Raw genomic sequence first — 18,205 nt, 5'->3', positions numbered from 1 at the left:
GTGGACGGTCGGCTGCCCGACGATGGGCTGTGGAGCGTCCGACCCGATCCGTACTCTTCGTGCCCATGACTCCCGATCATGATCGTTCGCGGAGCCCGGGCGGTCGTACCCCGCTGCCCGACCTGTTGCGCGGGCATCGGCTCGCCGCCAGCCTCACCCAGGCCGAGCTGGCCAGCCGGGCCGGCGTCGGCGTGCGGACCGTCCGTGACCTGGAGCGGGGTCGCGCCACCCGGCCCCAGCGCACCACCGTCGACCTCCTCGCCGACGCCCTGGGCCTGACCGGTCCGGCCCGGCAGGCGTTCCTCACGGCCGCCCGTCCGGTCCAGGCCGTCGCGCCCGACCTGCCGGCCGGCGGTCCCGATGCCGCCGCGCCGCAGCCGCCGGCCAGCGGTTCCGACGCCGCCGCGCGGCGTCCGGCCGCGCGGCATCTTCCGGTCACCGGCTCCGCCGCCACCGATTCGGGTACGCCGATCGCGCTGCCCCAGCCGGTCCCGCTGCTCGGCCGGGACCGCGACGTCAACGAGGTGGCCGCCCTGCTCGCCGAGCGACCGGTGGTCAGCCTGGTCGGGCTGGCCGGTGTCGGCAAGACCGCGCTCGCCCTCACCGTCGCCTACGCGGCGGCCGCCGACCATCCGGCCGGCGTGGCCGGGGTGCTGGTCGGCGAGGGCTCCGACGCCGCGGACGTGCTCGCCGCCTCCGTCGCGGTGCTCGGCGTGAACCGGCTGGCCGACCTTCCCTGCCGGCTCGGCGTTCGGCCCGCGCTGCTGCTGGTGGACGCGGTGGAGCGGGCGCCCGGCCCGGTGGCCGAGGCCCTGCGCGCCCTGGTCGCGGCGGCGCCGACGCTGCGGGTGCTGGTCACCGGCCGGCGTCCGGTGGGGCTCCCCGGCGAACTGGTCCGGCCGGTCGCGCCGCTCGACGTGCCGCCGGCCGGTCAGGAGCCGGCCGACGTGGCGGAGCTGGCCCGCTGGCCGGCAGCGACCCTGTTCATCGCCCGGCTGGCCCAGGCACGCAGCGAGCCGCCCACCCGGGCCGAGCTGCCGGCGCTCGCCGCGCTGGTGCGCCGCCTCGGCGGGCTGCCACTGGCCATCGAGCTGATGGCCGCGCGCGGCCGGATCCTCGACGTCACCGAACTGCTCGACCGCTACGGGGATCGGGTCCTCGACCTGGCGGGCGGGCGCCCCGGCTGGGAGGCCGCCGACCTCGCCGCCGGCACGGTGACCCTGCGCGAGGCGGTGGCGACCAGCTATCACCTACTGGCGCCCGCGGAACGGGCGGCGCTGCGCCGGCTCTCCGCGTTCCGCAACCGCTGGTCGGTGGAGCTGGCCGAGGACCTGCTCGCCGACGGCGAGGAGCGGCGGGACGCCGTTCCCCTGCTGGACCGGCTGCGGGAGCTCGGGCTGCTCAGCGTCCGGGGCGCCGGCCCGTTCCGGTTCCGCCTGCTGGACGCCGTCCGCGACTTCGCCACCGAGCAGGCGGCCGTCGAAGGGGAGCTGACCGGGATCCGGCGCCGGCACGCCGTGGTGGTTGCCGGGCTCGTACGGCGTACCGCCCCGAACCTGGTCGGCGCGGAGCTGCCCGCCGCCGTCCACCTGCTCGACGAGGCGACCAGTGACATCACTGCCGCCCTGGCGCACGCCGCCGAGGACGATCCGGCGACCGCGCTGCTCCTGGCGGCGGCACTGCCCCGCTGGTGGCGGCTGCGCGGGCGGGACGTCTCCGGGCGCCGCTGGCTGCGCCGGCTGCTGGCCGACCCGCGGACCGCGGACGCGTCGCCGGTGCTGCGGGCCTGGGCCCTGCTCGGGACGGCCCGGCTCGCCGCCGAGCACGGCGCCGGCGGTGTGGAGCTGCCGGCCGCCCGCAACGCGCTGGCGATCTTCCGGGCGGCCGGGGACGTGACCGGGGAGCTGTCCGCCCGGTCGGTGCTGTGTGTGCTGCTCAGCGCCGCCGGCACGCAGGGGCAGGCCCGGGAGCAGGCCGAGGCGGCGCTGGAGCTGGCCACCCGGCACGGCCGGGTTCGCGAGATGGCCGTCGCCCACCAGCACCTCACCTGGCACGACGTACGGGCGGCGGACCTGGCCGGCGCGCGGCGCCGGCTGGCCACCGTCGACCGGCTGGCCACCCAGTGCGGGGAGCAGCGGCTCCGCCTGCTGGCCCGGGCCGATCTGGCCGAGGTGACCCGGCTGGAGGGCCGGTACGTCGACGCCGTCGAGCAGGGGTGGCGGGTGGCGGGCGGGCTCGTGGAGCTGGGCGAACCGGGGCGGTGGCGGCGGGTGGTCGGCACGGTCGGGCTCGCACTCGCCCTCGAAGGGCGGGCGGCGGAGGCGCTGGAGGTGGTGGCCGAGCTGCGGCCGGCGCACCCGATGCCGGGGCAGCGCCGGCCGCGGGGCGTGGAGACCCTCGACCCGGAGCGCCGGGACGTCCCGCCGGAGGGGGTGGTCTGCGCGTTGATCGAGGGCCATCTCGCCCTGCACCGGGGCGACCGGGAGCTGGCGGCGGAGTGGTTCAGCGCGGCGGCTGACTCGGCGGCCGGCGGTGGCGAGCGGCGGGACCTGGTGGAGGCGCTGGTGGGGCTGGCGGCGAGCACCACCGACGTGGCGGTGCTGGACCGGCTGGACCGGGCCTGCCGGACCACCGGGATCAGGCTGGTGCCCCGGGAGGAGGCCCTGCTCTACGCACTGGTGGCCCGCCGGGAACGCGCCGACCGGGCCGACTGAACCGGGCAGAGAAGAAGGCGCGGGGGTGGCGCGAGCGAAAAAGCCCCCTGGTGCTGCCCCTCGCTCATCGCTCGCGCCGGCACCCCCCGGTGCCCCCCCGCTGCCCGGAAGACTATCCAGCCTGCGCGGGTGATTTAGCCGTTATTGCGCTGGTACGCCCCGGCGTCCCGGCGGTTCTGCCGGTCTTTCTGCCGGTGACTCGCCGGTACGCCGGGCCCGTCCGCCGGTCAGCAGTCGGCGGGCGCTGGCTCGGTGCTGCCGGCGGTCGCCCCCGGGTGCACCGCGTCGCGCACCCGGCGCAGGCCGTCTAGGAGCGCCTCCAGCTGAGGCGGGGCGAGCTGGCCGGTGAACCACTCCTCGATGATCCGCAGGTGCCCGGGGAGGGTGTCGTCCAGCCGGCTCAGGCCGGCCGCGGTGACCACCGCGTACGAGCTGCGCCGGTCGGACGGGCAGGCCCGGCGGCGGAGGAGGCCGTCGCGCTCCATCCGGTCGACCACACGGGTGACCCCGCTGGTGGACAGGGAGGTCTGCGCCGCGAGGTCGGTCATCCGCAGCTGGTGACCCGGCGACCGGGTGAGCCGCATCAGCACCTCGAACTCGACCGGGGAGAGGCCGTGCTCCTCGAACTGGGCGGCGAACCGGGCCGACAGCCCGGCGCTGGCCTCGAAGAGGAGGCCGATGGCGGTGATCCGGGGATCGTCGAACACGTTCTGGTCCACGCTGCCATCCTAGCAGTCCTTGACACGGGGAATATTGCTATGCCTATAGTTGCTCAGTCAGTCGTTGGGCTACTAAACAATCTCCCCTGGAGGACACCAGCATGACCAGCAGCATCGAAGCGGTTACCCGCGACTGGGAGGGTCTCACCATCCCGACCGCCGGCACCTACCTGCTGGACGCGGCTCACAAGCGCGTCGGGTTCGTCGCCCGGCACATGATGGTCAGCAAGGTACGCGGTGAGTTCGCCGAGGCCAGCGCCACCATCACCGTGGCCGAGGACCCCACGCAGTCGTCGGTGACCGCCACCATCCAGGCGGCCAGCATCAACACCGCCCAGACCGACCGCGACGCGCACCTGCGCAGCGCGGAGTTCCTCGACGCCGAGCAGTTCCCCACCCTGGAGTTCCGCAGCACCGGCGTCAAGTCCCGCGACGGCAACGAGTTCGTGCTCTCCGGTGAGCTCACCGTCAAGGGCGTGACCCGCCCGGTCGACCTGGACGTCGAGTTCGAGGGCGTCGGCCGCAGCCCGTTCGGCCAGGACATCTTCGGCTTCTCGGCGTCCACCGAGATCGACCGTGAGGAGTTCGGCCTGACCTGGAACGTCGCCCTGGAGACCGGCGGCGTCCTGGTCGGCAAGAAGATCAAGATCGAGATCGAGGGCGAGGCCGTCCGCCAGGCCTGATCCTCCGCGTACGCCCTGAACGGGCCCGCACCGTCACCCGACGGCGCGGGCCCGTTCGTCGTACGCAGGGGGTGCGAATTGTCACGTGTTGTTCGCAGGTTGACCGCGGTGCCGCGGCCCCCGGCTGGGTAGGAGTCCAGACCTGCGCCCAGCCGCCCATCCGACGGCCCCGGGCGCACTTACGCACTCAACGTGAATGGTTCACAATGCGTTGCGGAACCGTACGGTTCCGTGGCGCCGGCGCCGGGAGGACAGATGGGCAGAGACGTCGAGCAGGGCGCCTTCTCCCGGGAGGACCGGGTCCGCTACCGGCAGAAGGTCCGGCGGTGCCTGGACGTCTTCGCCCTGATGCTGGACGACTTCGGGTTCGACGCCGACCGGCCGATGACCGGGTTGGAGATCGAGCTGAACCTGGTCGACGCCGCCGCCGAGCCGGCCATGCGCAACGACCAGATCCTGGCCGACATCGCCGACCCGCTCTTCCAGACCGAGCTGGGGCAGTTCAACCTGGAGCTGAACGCCTCACCCCGGCTCATCGAGGGCGCCGGCTTCGCCGACTACGCGCACGACCTGCGCAGCAGCCTGAGCCGCGCCGACGAGCGGGCCGCCAAGTCCGACGCGAAGATCGTGATGGTCGGCATCCTGCCCACCCTCACCGAGCGGCACCTGGTCGCCGACAACCTGTCCACCGACGAGCGCTACCGGGTGCTCAACGACCAGATCGTCGGGGCCCGGGGCGAGGACATCGAGCTGGACATCCGCGGCGTCGAGCGGCTGCGCACGCACACCGACTCGATCGCGCCCGAGGCCGCCTGCACCAGCCTCCAGTTCCACCTCCAGGTCGCGCCGGACAGCTTCGCGGACTACTGGAACGCCTCCCAGGCCATCGCGGGCGTGCAGGTGGCGATCGGCGCCAACTCGCCGTTCCTCTACGGCCGGCAGCTCTGGGCGGAGACCCGGATCGCCCTGTTCGAGCAGGCCACCGACACCCGCCCGGACGAGCTGAAGGCCCAGGGCGTACGCCCCCGGGTGTGGTTCGGCGAGCGTTGGATCACGTCGATCTTCGACCTGTTCGAGGAGAACGTCCGCTACTTCCCGCCCCTGCTGCCCATCTGCGAGGACGAGGACCCGGTCGAGGTGCTGCACGCCGGCGGCGTGCCCCAGCTCGGCGAGCTGCGCCTGCACAACGGCACCGTCTACCGCTGGAACCGCCCGGTCTACGACATCATGGGCGGCCGCCCGCACCTGCGCGTGGAGAACCGGGTGCTGCCGGCCGGGCCGACCGTGGTGGACATGCTCGCCAACGCGGCCTTCTACTTCGGCCTCGCCCGCGGCCTGGCCGAGGCGGAGCGGCCGATCTGGAGCCAGCTCACCTTCAGCTCCGCTGAGGAGAACTTCCACGCCGCCGCCCGGCGCGGCATCAACGCCGTGCTGCACTGGCCCGGGCTCGGCGACGTGCCGGTCACCACGCTCGTCCTCGACACGCTGCTGCCCACCGCCGCGGAAGGGCTGGACCGGTTCGGCGTCGCCCCGGCCGAGCGTGACCGCCTCCTCGGCGTGATCGAGGAGCGCTGCCGCACCGGCCGCAACGGCGCGGTCTGGCAGACCGAGACGGTGTGGGCGGCCGAGCGCCACCGCGGCCTGGACCGGAAAGCCGCCCTGCACCACATGGTCCAGCGGTACGCCGAGCTGCAACGCGGCAACGAACCCGTCCACACCTGGCCCGTCGACTGACCGATGCCGCTGGCCGCTTGATCGACTCCAGGTCGCGGGAGGTGGCGGTATCGGGCACCCGTCGACACCGCCAGATCGGCGATACGGCTTCGCCCTTGACGGTCAGCGGCTGCGGCGACGGGCCTTCGGTCCGGTGGTGGGGGCGGTCGCGCCGCTCTCCGCCGCGCTGTCACCCGCCCGCTCCGCCGTCGCGGATCCGGCCGGTTGCGGCTCGTCTCCGGTGGATTCCGGCCGGACCGGGTCGGTGCCCGCTCGCGCCGGGTCGGTGCCGGCCTGCGCGCCGGACTCGGGCTTCCGCTGGGGCGGGATGGCCCTGCCGCGTTTGACGGAAACGGTCTCCGGCACCGTGTCCCGGTTGGCCGCGACGCTCGGGACACCGGCTGTCGCCGTCCCGCCCGAGAACGGATCGGTGCCCGCGGCCGCCGGGGTCTGCCGCCGCCCCACGGACGTGACCTGCTCGTCCATCGGCTCGACCGACGTGGCCTCGGCCCCGCGTTCGTCGTCGACCTCGCGGCTGGCGCTCGGCGTGGCCGTTCCCGAGGCGCGCCGACCGAAGAACCGACGGGTCTGCCGTCCCGTGCCGGGCACCGCCCCGGCAGCGTCCGACGAATCGGTGGCCGCCTCCCGGTCGACGGGCGGCTCCCGGTAGGCAGCGGCGAGTTGGTCCGGCTCGTCCCTCGGCAACCGGTCCGCCTCCCCGGTGCGCTGGTGGGGCAGGCTCACGTCGGCTCGCTCGGCGGCGCGGTGGCCGGCCCGCTGGGCCAGCGCGGCCACCAGGGCCGAGCCGCCGATCCCGGCGATCACCGCGTACGGGGCGATCAGGTGGGCCGACACCTGCTCGGCGGCGATCCCGGCGAGCCTCGGCACGGCGAGCAGGTAGGCCAGCGCGACCAGCAGCGGGCCGGCCGCCCCGGAGGCCGCCGCCCCGACCCGTCGCTCCGGGGCGCGGACCGCCCGCCGGGCCGCCAGCACCCCGATCAGCAGCGCCGAACCGAGCGAGAGCAGTGCCCCCGGCCAGTAGAAGTAGTCGCGGATCCAGAACCGGCCGCTGTCCGCGCTGATCTGCCAGATGCCGAGCTGGGCGGTGCTCAGGCCACGGCCGGAGAGCACCCCGTCGACCACCGACACCACGGCGAGCAGCCAGAGCCAGCCGGTGGTGGCGATGAGGTTGGCGGCGGCGGCTCGGGTGTGCAGCGCCCACGTCGCGAGCAGCACCCCGAGCACCAGCCCGGCGGCCGCGTACCCGGCGGCCACGGCCTGCGGCGAGGACGTGTCCGGCACGCGCGCGGCCCGGGCCGGCACGGCCACCAGCAGCACGGTGATCACCGCGCCCACCCCGGCGGCGAGCGCCAGGCCGAGCCGCGGCAGGGCGCCCGCCGGCTCGTCGGCGCCGCGCAGCCGCTGGGCGCAGACCGCGCCGGCGATCACGGACGTCGCGGAGATCCAGGTCGCCCAGGCGAGGCTGGCCACCCAGGCCGCCTCGACGCGGGCGGCGCCGGCCGGCGCCCAGTTGATGATGCCGAGCCCGTAGCCGAAGCCGAGCTGCGCGGCGCCCGCACCGGCGGCGACGCCGAGCGCGGCGGCGGTCGATCCTCCCCAGCCCCGTCTGGCCATGCCGGGGAGCGTAGCGTCCCAAGGTCGGCGCGGCGAGTGGTGGCGTAGTCCGGATCGGCCGTGAGGGGCTTGGCGGCGCCGGATACGGTCGCCGGTGACTGAGGCGGGGGACGCGATGACGGACGAGGGGTACCCGGACCGGCAGCCCGGGGTACGCGCCGAACCGGGGCGGGACCGGACCCGGCTGCTCCTCGGTGGCGGCCTGGCCATGGCCCTGCTGGCGGTGATCGGGGCGAGCGGCGGCTGGGTCCTCGCCGGCGAGCCGGACGGGCCGACCCCGCCGCCCGCCGCGGGCCCCACCGCACCCGCGGTCGACGCCACCACGCCGACCGCCGCGCCGCCGAGCGCCGCCGACGACCGGCCGACCGGTACGCGCACCACGACCCCCGCCGGCCTGACCGTGCCGCAGGTGGTGGGCACCGACTTCGAGCAGGCCCGCCGGGAGCTGCGGGACCGCAAGCTCGGCTGGCGGCTGGTGTTCGGCAGCGGGTCCGGCCGTACCGTCCAGCGCACCTCGCCCGACCCCGGTACGCCGGTGAAGCGCGGTGTCACCGTCACCCTCTGGGTCGCCGGCGCGGCGCCGGCCGTCGCCGTGCCCGACCTGCTCGCCCAGGGCTGCGCCGGCGCGGCGGACGACCTGGTGGCCGCCGGTCTCTACCCCCGTTACCGCACCGGCCGCCAGGGTCCGGTCACCGCGCAGGACCCGGGACCGGGAAGCGCGGCCCGGTGGAACGACCCGGTGACCCTCACCTGCGGCGACGAGCCCTCCACCCCGCCGACCGCCAGTCCGCTGCCCTCGCCGTGACCGGCGGCCCGGCGCGCTGATGCCTGCCCAGGGTGGGGCGGACGGCTACCGTGGACTACGGAGGGCCAGGCCGCCCTGTCCCGGTGGGGAAAGGACGTGCGATGAGCGACGACCGCCAGGAGCCGCCCGCCGAGGATCCGGACGCGACCAGGGCCCTTCCTTCCGACCGGGGCGGCGCCGACCCGGACGCCACCCGCGCCACGCCACCCGACCGTCCCACCCCGCCCGAGGACGCCGACGCGACCCGCGCGCTTCCGCGCGACACCTCCGGCGGCGAGGACGCGGACGCCACCCGCGCGATGCCACGTGGGACGGCCGGGGGCGAGGATGCCGACGCGACCCGCGCCATGCCGTCGAACCCGTCCGGCGGTGGAGATGGCGATGCGACCCGCCCGATGCCCCGCGGGGACGGTGGCGCCGGAGCACGCCGGCCGATCGACGCCACCACCCGCCCGGAGCCGGTCAGCCCCGCCTGGTCCGGGCGCGCGGGAGTGCCGCCACCGAGGGCGGCCGGGTACCCGGAGCCCGGCGGCGAGTGGTACACGGAGGAGCAGGCGGGCCGTCGCTGGTGGATGCCGATCCTGCTGGGCGTCCTCGCGCTGGTGCTGATCGCGCTGATCGGGCTGGGTGTCTGGCTGGCGCTCCGCGCGGCGGACCGCGACGCCGAACCGGGCCTGTCGCCCTCGGCCGCGCCGACCGCCGCGCGGACCAGCGCGACGCCGAGCACGGCTGCGCCGAGCAGTTCGCCGCCGAGCAGCCCGCCGACCACGACGGCGGCCGCCGAGGTGCCGATGCCGCCGCTGGTGGGGCTGCCGGAGTCCGCCGCCCGGGCGGCCCTCGACCAACTGGGCGTGGATTACCGGGTGCGGTACCGGACGTCGGACCGACCGGCCGGAACGGTGATCGAGACCAGTCCGGGGGCCGGCGAGCCGGTGGAAGAGGGGGACCGGGTCAGCATCGTGGTGGCCCGGGCCGCGGAGCCGACGACGGACCCCACCACCTCGACGCCCTCACCCACGGCCACCGCCACGCCCTGAACGTCACCACTGGCGGCGCCGGGTGCCGACCAGGCCCAGCCCGGCCAGCGAGATGGCGAGGCCGAGCAGGCCGGAGTAGAACAGCGACCGGCTGAGGTCGGTGGCGGCCGACGGGCGCTCCGCGAGCGCGGCCTCCCCGGCCCCGGCCCCGCCACCGCCGTGGTCGGGGGTCGACGGGGCGACGAGGTCGCCGCCCCGCGCGCCGGCCACCGGTGGATCGACCCAGGCGGGCTCGTCCTCCTCCGGGTCCGTGGCCGGCCGGTTGCCCTCGCCGGCCACGGTGATCTCCGGAGCCGGGACCGGCTCCGTCAACTCCTGGGTCGCGGAGAAGGCGGGGTGGCGGACCACGAGCGCGAGTGCGGTCGCGGCGCCGAGGAACGCGAGGAGCCCAAGGGCATAGCCGATACGGGACCGGTGGTGCCGCCGCGCGGCGGGCAGATTGACCATGACCATCCCAGGTTCAGGGTCCGGAGCGCGCGGGGTGGAGCGTTTGCCGGGGTGGGCGTACCGATTCTATGGCGGCGGCACGCCCCCCGACCGGGATTCGTGAGGTCAGCCGACCCGGACCGGGGTCCGGGCCACCGGACGGCGGGCCGTCCGGACGGTGTGCGGGCGCGGGGCCGGCGCGGCCTGAAGGTGCCGCAGCCCCTCCTGCTGTACGAAGATCGACCGCCGGTTGACCGCGTCCCCCGCCGCGTTCAACTCGTAGCCGTCGAGCCAGAGCCAACCGTCGTAGGTCGGCCAGTCGAGCACCCGGATCACCCGGAACATGATCGGTCGGAGGAACTGGACACTCGCCGCGCGTGTCACGTGCAGTACGTCACCGGAGCGGGGAAGCACATGGGCTCCTGGGAAGGATCGGCCGGCGGGCGGGCCGGCGAGGCTGATCGGGGGGACAGGGCGGTCCGGTGACGGGGGATCTACCTCGTGGACCGGCTGATCAGTGGGTCGGTGCTGGTCGGGCCGTACCCGCGGTGGCGGACCGCCACCCGACCATCACCCGGCTGCTCCCGGTTACCGCTCCCGCCGCCACAACCAAGCTGGCGTGCAGCGGCGGGGTCTTCATCCCGGGGCAGGTCGCAGGGCGCGGGACGGCTCCCCTCCCGCCGTCCCGCGGCCCGTGGTGCGACCACGCCCGGAGATCATGCGAAGACGGTGAGTAACCCGTGCCATACCGACAGAGTGCATCAGCGACGTGCTTCATGCAAGTTGCACGTCGACTTTTGCCGATACGCGAGCAGGACACGTGAACGGGACGCTTGAAGCCTCAGGTCCCGGGGCGGCACACTGGACGCCGGTTTCGCCCGTCGCGGCCGGTCGACGACCGGCACCACCCCTGCCGCGAACGCTCGCCCGCCGTATGCCGGTCGCGCCCCCGGCGGGTGTGAAACCGGGCGCGACCGACCGGAGGTAGCCGGGTGCGCGCGAGGAGTGGGAATCCCCGTCCATCGACCCGTGGGGTGACGTCGTGAGCGAGCGGCGCAGTCCGACCATCCGGCGTCGACGCCTGGGGGCGGAACTCCGCCGGCAGCGCGAAGCTGCCGGCATCACCATCGAGACGGTCGCTGAGCAGTTGGAGTGCTCGGCCTCCAAGATCTCCCGTATCGAGACCGGTCACACCACCGCAACACCGCGCGACGTGCGGGACATGCTCCGCATCTACGGGGTGGTCGGCGCCGAGAGCGACGAGCTGGTGCAGATCGCCCGCGAGGCCCGGCAGAAGGGCTGGTGGCATCCGTACAGCACGGTGCTGGTCGGGGCGTACGTGGGACTGGAGGCGGCGGCCAGCTCGATCCGGGCGTACGAACAACAGGTCGTGCCGGGCCTGTTGGAGACCAAGGAGTACGCGGGGGCGATGATCCGGGCCGCTCGGCCGGACTTCACCGCCGAACAGGTCGAACAGCGGGTGCGTGTCCGACTGGGCCGTCAGTCGTTGTTGACCCAGGACGATCCGGTCGATCTGTGGGTGGTGCTCGATGAGGCGGTGCTGAGCCGGCCGGTTGGCGGCGACGCGGTGATGCGTGGCCAGCTCAAACGGCTGGTGGAGGTGGCCGAACTGCCGAACGTGACGTTGCAGGTCCTGCCCTTCGAGGTGGGCGCGCACGCCGGCATGGACGGGACCTTCACGATCCTCAGCTTCCCCGAACCGAGTGATCCCGATGTCGTGTACGCGGAGAACGCCACGGGTGGGCTCTTCCTCGAGAAGAGCGACGAGCTACAGAAGTACAGCTTCATCTTCGATCACATTCGAGCAGCGGCCATTCGCCCGGAGGAATCCATCGCACACATCGCAAAACTGGCAGAGGAGCCGTTGTGGAAATGGCGACCAAGGAGTTCCCCGTGGACCTGACGCAGGCGACGTGGTTCAAGAGCTCGAAGAGCGGGCCGAACTGTGACAACTGCGTGGAGGTCGCGTATGTGACCGGGGCGGTCGGCGTCCGGGACTCGAAGGACAGGACCGGCCCGGCCCTGGTCTTCGCCCCGGGTGACTGGCACGCCTTCGTCGCCGGCGCCAGGGGCGGTGCGTTCCCCGGGCACTGATCCGGCGGCCCGCCCCCCAGAAGCGTGGTCCCGCCCGGCAGCGTCGCCGGGCGGGACCATTCCGTCTGCCCTGGCCGGTTGCGCGCACCCGTCGCCAGTTCCGTTCCGCCTCGTTGAACCGCACAGATCGGCAACCGAGCGAGGCAGGCGAGACGGATGACGACGATCGGTTCAGAGAATCTGACCAACGGCCCGGGCAAGCCCGAGCGGTTCGGTGGCAAGTACCGCGGGGCGCGCCGGGACAGCGTCCTTACCGAGGTGGGCTCCGGCGACGCCGAGATCGGCCGGGACGCCGCCGCACCGGAACAGCCCGGCCCGCCGCTCTCGCTGCCGTCGCTCGACCCGAACCCGCTCACCGAGCCGTCCTTCCCGCCGACCGGCTGGCCGATGGAGCAGCAGGAGTCCCTCGTGGACCATCCGCTGCTGCGCGGCCTGCTGATGGAGCTGCCGCCGAAGGGCAGCGTGCCCCCGCCGGGCTGGCTGGACCGCTGGTTCGAGGCGACCCGGGCGATCCTGGAGCTGCTATACATGCAGGGGGCGGCCCGCCCGCGTTGACGCCGCGGCCGCGGGCGGCAGCGCCCGCTCGGCGAGGCGGTTGTGCCGCAGGGCGTGCCGTACCCCGATCGCGATCACACCGAGCACCGCGACGGTGATCGCGGGCCCGGTGACGGCCGGCCTCGCGAACAGGTCGACGCCCGCGGCCGGCAGCACCGCGTCGAGCGCCGCCAGCGCGGTCACCTGGAGCGGCAGCCCGATCAGCGGGTGCGCGGCGGCGGCCCGCAGGCCGTGCGGGGCCGGGGTGTCCGGCGCGGCGGCGAACGCGCCCGCGCCGGCCCGCAGCCACCGGACCCGGCGTACCGTGCAGACCGCGACGACCAGCGCGGGGGCCGCCGCGAGGGTGAGCCCGGCGCCGGCCCGGTCGAGCGCCGTCGTGCCGGCGCTCTGCAGGCCCACCGCCAGGACGGCCGCGGTCAGCGCCAGGCCGGTGAGGACCAGGGCGGACAACCATCCGGTACGCCGTCGCAGCGCGCGGGCGCGGTCCAGCCGGGGCAGCCCGTCCGCCACCACGCCGGCGGCCAGCCAGACGGCGGCGACGGGGAGCAGCACGGTGAGAGGCTCGTCCATGGTGCCCAGCCTGGCCCGGATCGACGCCCACCGAATCCGGGGCGGCACCCCGGTTCCTCCCGTACGCCTCCCGTAGGGGTCATCCCGTCGGCGTTATGGCGGATCCGGCATGTTCACAGTGTCTCCACCGCTGACCTAACCTCTTAACGATCGGTCAGTGCCGATCCCCTGAGCCAACCTCTCCCACCGGCGTCCGGCGGTCCCCCTCGGGGTGGCCGCCGGGCGTCGTTGCGGGCTCAGACGTCGAAGGTGGCCGGGCGTTCCGTGGCCGGGGCCGGCGGGGTGGCCTTCCACACGCCGGTCTTCTGCGCGGCCAGCCGCGCCAGGTAGGCGGGGTTGAGGATGACGTAGCGGCGCCAGAGCCGCTTCGGTTCGAGGCCGAGCCGCCAGAACCACTCCAGCCCGGCCCGCTGCATCCACGGCGGGGGGTTGCGCAGCAGCCCCGCGTGGTAGTCGAAAGCCGCGCCGACGGCCATCAGCGGCATGTCCAGCAGTGGCCGCATGGCGTAGGTGAAGACCTCCTGCCGGGGGCAGCCCAGCCCGACCAGCACGAGCCGGGCGCCGCTGGCCTTGATCCGATCGGCGATCTCGGCGTCCTCGCCCGGCTGGAGCGACCGGAACTTGGACGGCTCGACGCCGGCGATCTTCAGCGCCGGGAACTTCCGCTCCAGGGCCGGGACCAGGCGGGACAGGGTCGCCTCGGTGGAGCCGTAGAGGTAGACCGGCAGCCCCTCGTCGGCGAAGCGGGCGAGCACCCGGAGGGTGAGCTCCGGCCCGTAGACCCGGTCGGTGAGGCCGGCGCCGTGCAGCAGGTTGAGCGCCCAGCGCACCGGCTGCCCGTCGGGCGTGACCACGTCGAAGGAGTTGAGCCGGGCGTTGTGCGCCCGGTCGAGCACCCCGGTCATCACGCCGTGCACGGCGAGCGCGGTGAGGGCCAGCGGACGGCGGTCGTGCGCGGCGGCCACCACGGCCTCGGTCGCCCGGGCGTAGTCGGTCGCGTCGACGAGTACGCCGAGCACGTTCCGCTTGGTGCCGGTGGTCATGCCTTCGGCACCCACTTGTCGACGTTCGCCTCGTAGATCTCGCGGAGGATCATCCGCACGTCGTAGGTGATCTTCCAGTTCGGGTAGTGCTCCTCGAACCGGGCCATGCTGCTGACGTACCACTGGTGGTCGCCGGTGCGGGCCTGCTCGACGTAGTTGATCTTCGCCACCCGGCCGGTGATGTCCTCGGCGATCCGGAACGCCTCGATGTGCGAGGTGTTCGAGTGCCGGCCGCCGCCGAGGTTGTAGACCTGCGCCGAGCGCGGCTCGCGGAAGAACGCCTCGAACGCGGTGAGCACGTCCCGCGAGTGGATGGCGTCCCGGACCATCTTCCCCTTGTAGCCGAAGAGGTTGTACGTCCGGCCCTCCATCACGCAGCGCATCAGGTACGCCAGGAAGCCGTGCAGCTCGGCGGCGGAGTGCGCCGGGCCGGTCAGCGTGCCGCCCCGGAAGCAGGCGGTCTTCATGTCGAAGTACCGGCCGTACTCCTGGACCATCACGTCCGAGGCGACCTTGGAGGCGCCGAAGATCGAGTGCAGCGACTCGTCGATCGACATGTCCTCGGTGATGCCGTCGTACCAGTGATGGTCCTCGGGCAGCTCGTAGCGCGTCTCCAGCTCGATGAGCGGCAGGGTGTTCGGGCGGTCGCCGTAGACCTTGTTGGTCGAGCAGTGGATGAACGGCGCGTCGATGGCGTGCCGCCGGGTGTTCTCCAGCACGTTCAGGGTGCCGCCGGCGTTGACGTCGAAGTCGGTGTACGGCTCCTTGGCGGCCCAGTCGTGGCTCGGCTGGGCGGCGCTGTGGATCACGACGGCGATGTCCGAGCCGTACTTCTTGAAGACCTGCTCCAGGCCGTCCCGGTCCCGGATGTCCACGGCGTGGTGGGTGTAGGAGCGGCCCAGCTCGGCGGCGAGGCGGTCGAGGCTCCAGGCGGTCGAACCGTCCTCGCCGAAGAAGTAACGCCGCATGTCGTTGTCGATGCCGACCACGTCGAGACCGAGCCCGGCGAAGTGCCGGGCCGCCTCGGAGCCGATCAGACCGCCCGAACCGGTCACCAACGCGACAGTCACACGCCACTCCTGGTCCATCGGGGGCAGGGAAACCATCGGAGCATAGCGTGACGTCCGGCACGCCCCGATACGGAGCGAGGGCCCCGCTGACCGCGGAGCCCTCGTGATGGTGGGGAAGGGGGGAGTTGAACCCCCACGCCCTTTCGGGCACACGGACCTGAACCGTGCGCGTCTGCCATTCCGCCACTTCCCCGTGGCTTGACCTGCAACACCGTATCTCATCCCGCGCCCACCGCCTGCGGCGGGTGCCCGGACATATTACGCTGATCCCGGTCATCGCCACGAGCGATCACCGTTCGTGGCGGACGAAACTTTAGCACGATCGCGGGGCTGGTCACGAACGGGCCGCCGGCAGCCGGCCGAGCGGCGTGTGAGCTGCGGAGGCGGTGTCCGGATACCATCATGGCCTCGGGACCCGAGGAGGAGCCGGTGAGCGTGCTGCAACGCTTCGAGAAGCGTCTGGAAGGCCTGGTCGAGGGGGCCTTCGCCAAGGTCTTCAAAGGGGTGGTCCACCCCGTGGAGATCCTCAACGCCATGCAGCGGGAGGCCGAGGCGCACAAGGCGATCCTGGCCGGTGGGCGCACGTTGGTGCCCAACCGCTACGTGATCGATCTCTCGCCGTACGACCACAGTCGTCTGGCGCCGTACGCCGCCGCGCTGGCCCAGGAGCTGGCCCAGTCGCAGGCGGAGTTCATCGGCGAGCAGGCGTGGACGGTCTACGGCGACGTGATCGTCGAGGTCGAGCGTGGTGAAGGGCTGGACACCGGGATGTTCCGGGTCACCGCGGAGGTCTACACCGGCGGCGACGTCGCCCCGGTCTCCGCGCCCGGCGGCTACGACGCCGGCCCGGCCTACCCCGCCTACGACCAGGGCGGCGGCTACGGCCCGCCCCCGGGGCAGGGCGGCGGTCGCAACGTCCGCCTGGTCTCCGGCGACGGCCGCACCTACCCGCTCCAGATGGGCTCGACCGTGATCGGCCGCGGCGACCAGGCCAACCTGCGCCTGCCCGACGTCGGCATCTCCCGGCGCCACGCCCGGCTGGACTTCGACGGCGGCCAGGTCGTGCTGACCGACCTCGGCTCCACCAACGGCACGATGGTCAACGGCCAGCGCGTCTCGGCGGTCGCCCTCAACCCGGGCGACATGATCCAGCTCGGCACGACGACCCTGACCTTCCGCGTGGACGGCTGACCCGCGTTGCCGGAACTCGTCATCACCGTCGCCCGGTTCGGGTTCCTCATCCTGTTGTGGATCTTCGTGTTCACGGTGGTCGGGGTGATCCGCCGGGACCTCTTCGCGGGGGCCCGGTCGGGTCGCCTGGTGGCCGCGCCGCGCGCCGTCGGGGCGTCGACCGGGCAGGCGGCGAAGCCGGCGAAGGTGAAGCGGGGCAGGGCCGCGCACCAGCTGGTGGTCACCGCCGGCCAACTGGCCGGCACCCGGATCACCCTCGGGGAGGCCCAGATCACCATCGGTCGGGCCGAGGACTCCACGCTGGTGATCACCGACGACTACGCCTCGGCGCGACACGCCCGGCTCGTGCCGCGCGAGGGGCAGTGGTTCGTCGAGGACCTCGGATCGACTAACGGCACCTACCTGGATCGCGCTAAGGTCACCGGACCAACCCCCGTCCCCCTCGGCGTGCCGATCCGGATCGGCCGCACTTCCCTCGAATTACGGCCATGACTCTGACCCTGCGTTATGCGGCCCACAGCGACCGCGGTCTGATCCGAGACGGTAATCAGGATTCCGTCTACGCCGGGCCGCGGCTGCTTGCCGTTGCCGACGGCATGGGCGGCATGGCCGCCGGTGACGTCGCCAGCAACATCGTCATCGGTGCCATGGCGCCCTTGGACGAGGACGTCCCCGGGGACGCCCTCGTCGACGCGCTGCGTTCCGCCGTCGGCACCGCCAACCAACAACTCCGCGACACCGTGGACGCCAACCCGCAGCTGGAGGGGATGGGCACCACGCTGACCGCGACCCTCTTCTCGGGCAGCAAGCTCGGCATGGTCCACATCGGTGACTCGCGGGCCTATCTCCTGCGCAACGGCGAGTTTGCGCAGATCACCAAGGACGACACCTACGTCCAGATGCTCGTCGACGAGGGCCGGATCAGCGCGGAGGAGGCGAGCAGCCACCCCCAGCGCTCGCTGCTCACCCGGGCGCTGGACGGCCGGGACATCGACCCGGAATACAGCGTCCGGCAGGTGCTCCCCGGTGACCGCTACCTGATCTGCTCGGACGGTCTCTCCGGGGTGGTCAGCGCGGACACCATCGGCGACACCATGCGCGAATACACCGACCCGCAGCAGTGCGTGGAGCGCCTGGTGCAGCTTGCGCTGCGCGGCGGCGGCCCGGACAACATCACCGTGATCATCGCGGACGCCACCGACCAGGACATCGTCGAGGCGTCCCCGATCGTCGGCGGGGCGGCGGCCCGGGACCGCGGCATGGCCACCTCGGCCGACGTCTCCACCCCGGCGGCCCGCGCCTCGGCGCTGTCGGCTCCCCGTGCGCCCGCGCCCGAGGAACCGACGGACAACCGCGACGACGAGCCCGAGCGACACCGCCGGCACCCGCTGCGCACCGCGGCGATGCTGCTGGCGCTGCTGGTCATCGTCGGCGGCGGCCTCTTCGGCGGCTGGAGCTACACGCAGCGCCAGTACTACGTGGGCGCCACCGACGGCGGGCAGCTTGCCGTGTTCCGCGGGGTCCCCGGCCAGGTCGCCGGGCTCGACCTGTCGAACGTGCACGCCACGAGCGACGCGAAGCTCGACGACCTCACCCTGGCCGCCCAGGAGCAGGTGAAGCAGGGCATCCAGGCGCGGAGCGAGCCGGACGCCGAGCGCCGGCTGGCCGAGCTGACCAGCGACGACCCGGCCAACCCGAACCTGAAGCCGATCTGCCCGCCCAGCCCGACGGCCGGTCCGGTGAGCCCGACCCCGTCCCCGACCGGCGGCTCGCTGGCCCCGGCGGTCAGCGGCAGCGCCGTGCCGCCAGCCACCGCCACGGCCACCGCGGGGCCGACCCCGACGCCGACGCCGACCACCACGCCCGATGCCGTCCCCTCGGACACGGTTCCGCCGGTCGACCCGGCCGGCTGCCGGTCGCCCGAGTGAG

At 73.8% G+C, this 18,205-nt stretch carries 17 protein-coding genes, 1 tRNA gene and 1 pseudogene; 11 read left to right on the top strand and 8 right to left on the bottom strand.

Features of this window, described 5'->3' with window-relative positions; genetic code table 11:
- The first annotated feature begins 65 nt into the window (after nt 1–65).
- Nucleotides 66–2,714: a helix-turn-helix domain-containing protein gene (locus tag ABZS80_RS04865; RefSeq protein WP_355054474.1), complete on the top strand. Its 2,649-nt coding sequence runs from the start codon at nt 66–68 to the stop codon at nt 2,712–2,714.
- A gap of 227 nt (nt 2,715–2,941) precedes the next feature.
- Here the strand turns inward: ABZS80_RS04865 and ABZS80_RS04860 are convergent, their stop codons facing one another.
- On the bottom strand, nt 2,942–3,433 hold the full coding sequence (locus tag ABZS80_RS04860; RefSeq protein WP_355054473.1) for a MarR family transcriptional regulator: 492 nt from the start codon (nt 3,431–3,433) through the stop codon (nt 2,942–2,944).
- Nucleotides 3,434–3,534: 101 nt separating this feature from the next.
- Here ABZS80_RS04860 and ABZS80_RS04855 point away from each other — a divergent pair, with 101 nt between their 5' ends.
- Together ABZS80_RS04855 and ABZS80_RS04850 are read left to right on the top strand one after the other, a co-directional pair.
- The gene (locus ABZS80_RS04855) at nt 3,535–4,116 is read left to right on the top strand and encodes a YceI family protein (protein WP_355054472.1); all 582 of its coding nucleotides are present in this window, start codon (nt 3,535–3,537) and stop codon (nt 4,114–4,116) included.
- Nucleotides 4,117–4,371: 255 nt separating this feature from the next.
- Entirely contained in the window at nt 4,372–5,850 is a 1,479-nt protein-coding gene (locus ABZS80_RS04850; RefSeq protein ID WP_355054471.1) for a glutamate--cysteine ligase, read from the top strand.
- A 750-nt stretch (nt 5,851–6,600) separates the two neighbouring features.
- On the opposite strand, the pseudogene ABZS80_RS04845 reads toward ABZS80_RS04850, so the two are convergent.
- Nucleotides 6,601–7,464 (bottom strand): annotated as a pseudogene (locus tag ABZS80_RS04845) (hypothetical protein); the annotation flags it as partial.
- Between the two features lie 94 nt (nt 7,465–7,558).
- On the opposite strand from ABZS80_RS04845, the gene ABZS80_RS04840 reads away from it, so the two are divergent.
- Complete coding sequence (locus ABZS80_RS04840) at nt 7,559–8,269, top strand: PASTA domain-containing protein (RefSeq protein ID WP_355054470.1); 711 nt, start codon at nt 7,559–7,561, stop codon at nt 8,267–8,269.
- A gap of 101 nt (nt 8,270–8,370) precedes the next feature.
- Entirely contained in the window at nt 8,371–9,306 is a 936-nt protein-coding gene (locus ABZS80_RS04835; RefSeq protein ID WP_355054469.1) for a PASTA domain-containing protein, read from the top strand.
- A gap of 3 nt (nt 9,307–9,309) precedes the next feature.
- Here the strand turns inward: ABZS80_RS04835 and ABZS80_RS04830 are convergent, their stop codons facing one another.
- Nucleotides 9,310–9,759 carry a hypothetical protein gene (locus tag ABZS80_RS04830; RefSeq protein ID WP_355054468.1) on the bottom strand — a complete coding sequence of 150 codons (450 nt, stop codon included), beginning with the start codon at nt 9,757–9,759 and terminating at the stop codon, nt 9,310–9,312.
- A 99-nt stretch (nt 9,760–9,858) separates the two neighbouring features.
- Complete coding sequence (locus ABZS80_RS04825; RefSeq protein WP_151464085.1) at nt 9,859–10,146, bottom strand: hypothetical protein; 288 nt, start codon at nt 10,144–10,146, stop codon at nt 9,859–9,861.
- A gap of 628 nt (nt 10,147–10,774) precedes the next feature.
- Here ABZS80_RS04825 and ABZS80_RS04820 point away from each other — a divergent pair.
- From ABZS80_RS04820 to ABZS80_RS04810, 3 genes are all read left to right on the top strand, one after another.
- Nucleotides 10,775–11,656: a helix-turn-helix transcriptional regulator gene (locus ABZS80_RS04820; protein WP_355054467.1), complete on the top strand. Its 882-nt coding sequence runs from the start codon at nt 10,775–10,777 to the stop codon at nt 11,654–11,656.
- Nucleotides 11,626–11,847, top strand: coding sequence for a DUF397 domain-containing protein (locus ABZS80_RS04815; RefSeq protein WP_151464083.1), 222 nt, complete (start codon nt 11,626–11,628; stop codon nt 11,845–11,847). The genes ABZS80_RS04820 and ABZS80_RS04815 overlap by 31 nt, the downstream gene beginning before the upstream one ends.
- A 156-nt stretch (nt 11,848–12,003) precedes the next feature.
- Nucleotides 12,004–12,402 carry a hypothetical protein gene (locus tag ABZS80_RS04810; protein WP_355054466.1) on the top strand — a complete coding sequence of 133 codons (399 nt, stop codon included), beginning with the start codon at nt 12,004–12,006 and terminating at the stop codon, nt 12,400–12,402.
- Here the strand turns inward: ABZS80_RS04810 and ABZS80_RS04805 are convergent.
- From ABZS80_RS04805 to ABZS80_RS04790, 4 genes are all read right to left on the bottom strand, one after another.
- On the bottom strand, nt 12,370–12,972 hold the full coding sequence (locus tag ABZS80_RS04805; protein WP_355054465.1) for a hypothetical protein: 603 nt from the start codon (nt 12,970–12,972) through the stop codon (nt 12,370–12,372). The two genes, ABZS80_RS04810 and ABZS80_RS04805, sit on opposite strands and share 33 nt — an antisense overlap.
- 236 nt (nt 12,973–13,208) lie before the next feature.
- A complete protein-coding gene (locus ABZS80_RS04800; RefSeq protein WP_151464080.1) occupies nt 13,209–14,015 on the bottom strand; it encodes a WecB/TagA/CpsF family glycosyltransferase in 807 nt (268 codons plus the stop codon).
- The gene (locus tag ABZS80_RS04795) at nt 14,012–15,121 is read right to left on the bottom strand and encodes an NAD-dependent epimerase/dehydratase family protein (protein ID WP_355054464.1); all 1,110 of its coding nucleotides are present in this window, start codon (nt 15,119–15,121) and stop codon (nt 14,012–14,014) included. Before ABZS80_RS04795 ends, ABZS80_RS04800 begins: the two co-directional genes overlap by 4 nt.
- Nucleotides 15,122–15,192: 71 nt before the next feature.
- Nucleotides 15,193–15,278, bottom strand: a tRNA-Leu gene (locus ABZS80_RS04790).
- A gap of 209 nt (nt 15,279–15,487) precedes the next feature.
- Between ABZS80_RS04790 and ABZS80_RS04785 the strand changes: the two genes are divergently transcribed.
- From ABZS80_RS04785 to ABZS80_RS04775, 3 genes are read left to right on the top strand one after another with little or no spacing between them, the layout of a single operon-like run.
- Complete coding sequence (locus ABZS80_RS04785) at nt 15,488–16,276, top strand: DUF3662 and FHA domain-containing protein (RefSeq protein WP_151464078.1); 789 nt, start codon at nt 15,488–15,490, stop codon at nt 16,274–16,276.
- Between the two features lie 6 nt (nt 16,277–16,282).
- Entirely contained in the window at nt 16,283–16,768 is a 486-nt protein-coding gene (locus ABZS80_RS04780; RefSeq protein WP_088959602.1) for an FHA domain-containing protein, read from the top strand.
- The gene (locus ABZS80_RS04775; protein ID WP_355054463.1) at nt 16,765–18,204 is read left to right on the top strand and encodes a PP2C family serine/threonine-protein phosphatase; all 1,440 of its coding nucleotides are present in this window, start codon (nt 16,765–16,767) and stop codon (nt 18,202–18,204) included. Before ABZS80_RS04780 ends, ABZS80_RS04775 begins: the two co-directional genes overlap by 4 nt.
- The last annotated feature ends 1 nt before the right edge of the window (nt 18,205 follow it).

It is taken from the genome of Micromonospora sp. NPDC005305 (assembly GCF_040607315.1).
In the GTDB taxonomy this organism is placed as follows: Bacteria; Actinomycetota; Actinomycetes; order Mycobacteriales; family Micromonosporaceae; genus Micromonospora.
Note: the sequence above shows the minus strand (reverse complement) of the source record. Positions and strands in the feature narration are given on the sequence as shown.

What these genes read in the sequence shown, in the direction of transcription:
- ABZS80_RS04865 (WP_355054474.1), top strand. Translation starts at nt 66, where the DNA reads ATGACTCCCGATCATGATCGTTCGCGGAGCCCGGGCGGTCGTACCCCG.
- ABZS80_RS04855 (WP_355054472.1), top strand. Translation starts at nt 3,535, where the DNA reads ATGACCAGCAGCATCGAAGCGGTTACCCGCGACTGGGAGGGTCTCACC.
- ABZS80_RS04850 (WP_355054471.1), top strand. Translation starts at nt 4,372, where the DNA reads ATGGGCAGAGACGTCGAGCAGGGCGCCTTCTCCCGGGAGGACCGGGTC.
- ABZS80_RS04835 (WP_355054469.1), top strand. Translation starts at nt 8,371, where the DNA reads ATGAGCGACGACCGCCAGGAGCCGCCCGCCGAGGATCCGGACGCGACC.
- ABZS80_RS04830 (WP_355054468.1), bottom strand. Translation starts at nt 9,759, where the DNA reads ATGGTCATGGTCAATCTGCCCGCCGCGCGGCGGCACCACCGGTCCCGT.
- ABZS80_RS04815 (WP_151464083.1), top strand. Translation starts at nt 11,626, where the DNA reads ATGGCGACCAAGGAGTTCCCCGTGGACCTGACGCAGGCGACGTGGTTC.
- ABZS80_RS04810 (WP_355054466.1), top strand. Translation starts at nt 12,004, where the DNA reads ATGACGACGATCGGTTCAGAGAATCTGACCAACGGCCCGGGCAAGCCC.
- ABZS80_RS04805 (WP_355054465.1), bottom strand. Translation starts at nt 12,972, where the DNA reads ATGGACGAGCCTCTCACCGTGCTGCTCCCCGTCGCCGCCGTCTGGCTG.
- ABZS80_RS04800 (WP_151464080.1), bottom strand. Translation starts at nt 14,015, where the DNA reads ATGACCACCGGCACCAAGCGGAACGTGCTCGGCGTACTCGTCGACGCG.
- ABZS80_RS04795 (WP_355054464.1), bottom strand. Translation starts at nt 15,121, where the DNA reads ATGGTTTCCCTGCCCCCGATGGACCAGGAGTGGCGTGTGACTGTCGCG.
- ABZS80_RS04785 (WP_151464078.1), top strand. Translation starts at nt 15,488, where the DNA reads ATGGCCTCGGGACCCGAGGAGGAGCCGGTGAGCGTGCTGCAACGCTTC.
- ABZS80_RS04775 (WP_355054463.1), top strand. Translation starts at nt 16,765, where the DNA reads ATGACTCTGACCCTGCGTTATGCGGCCCACAGCGACCGCGGTCTGATC.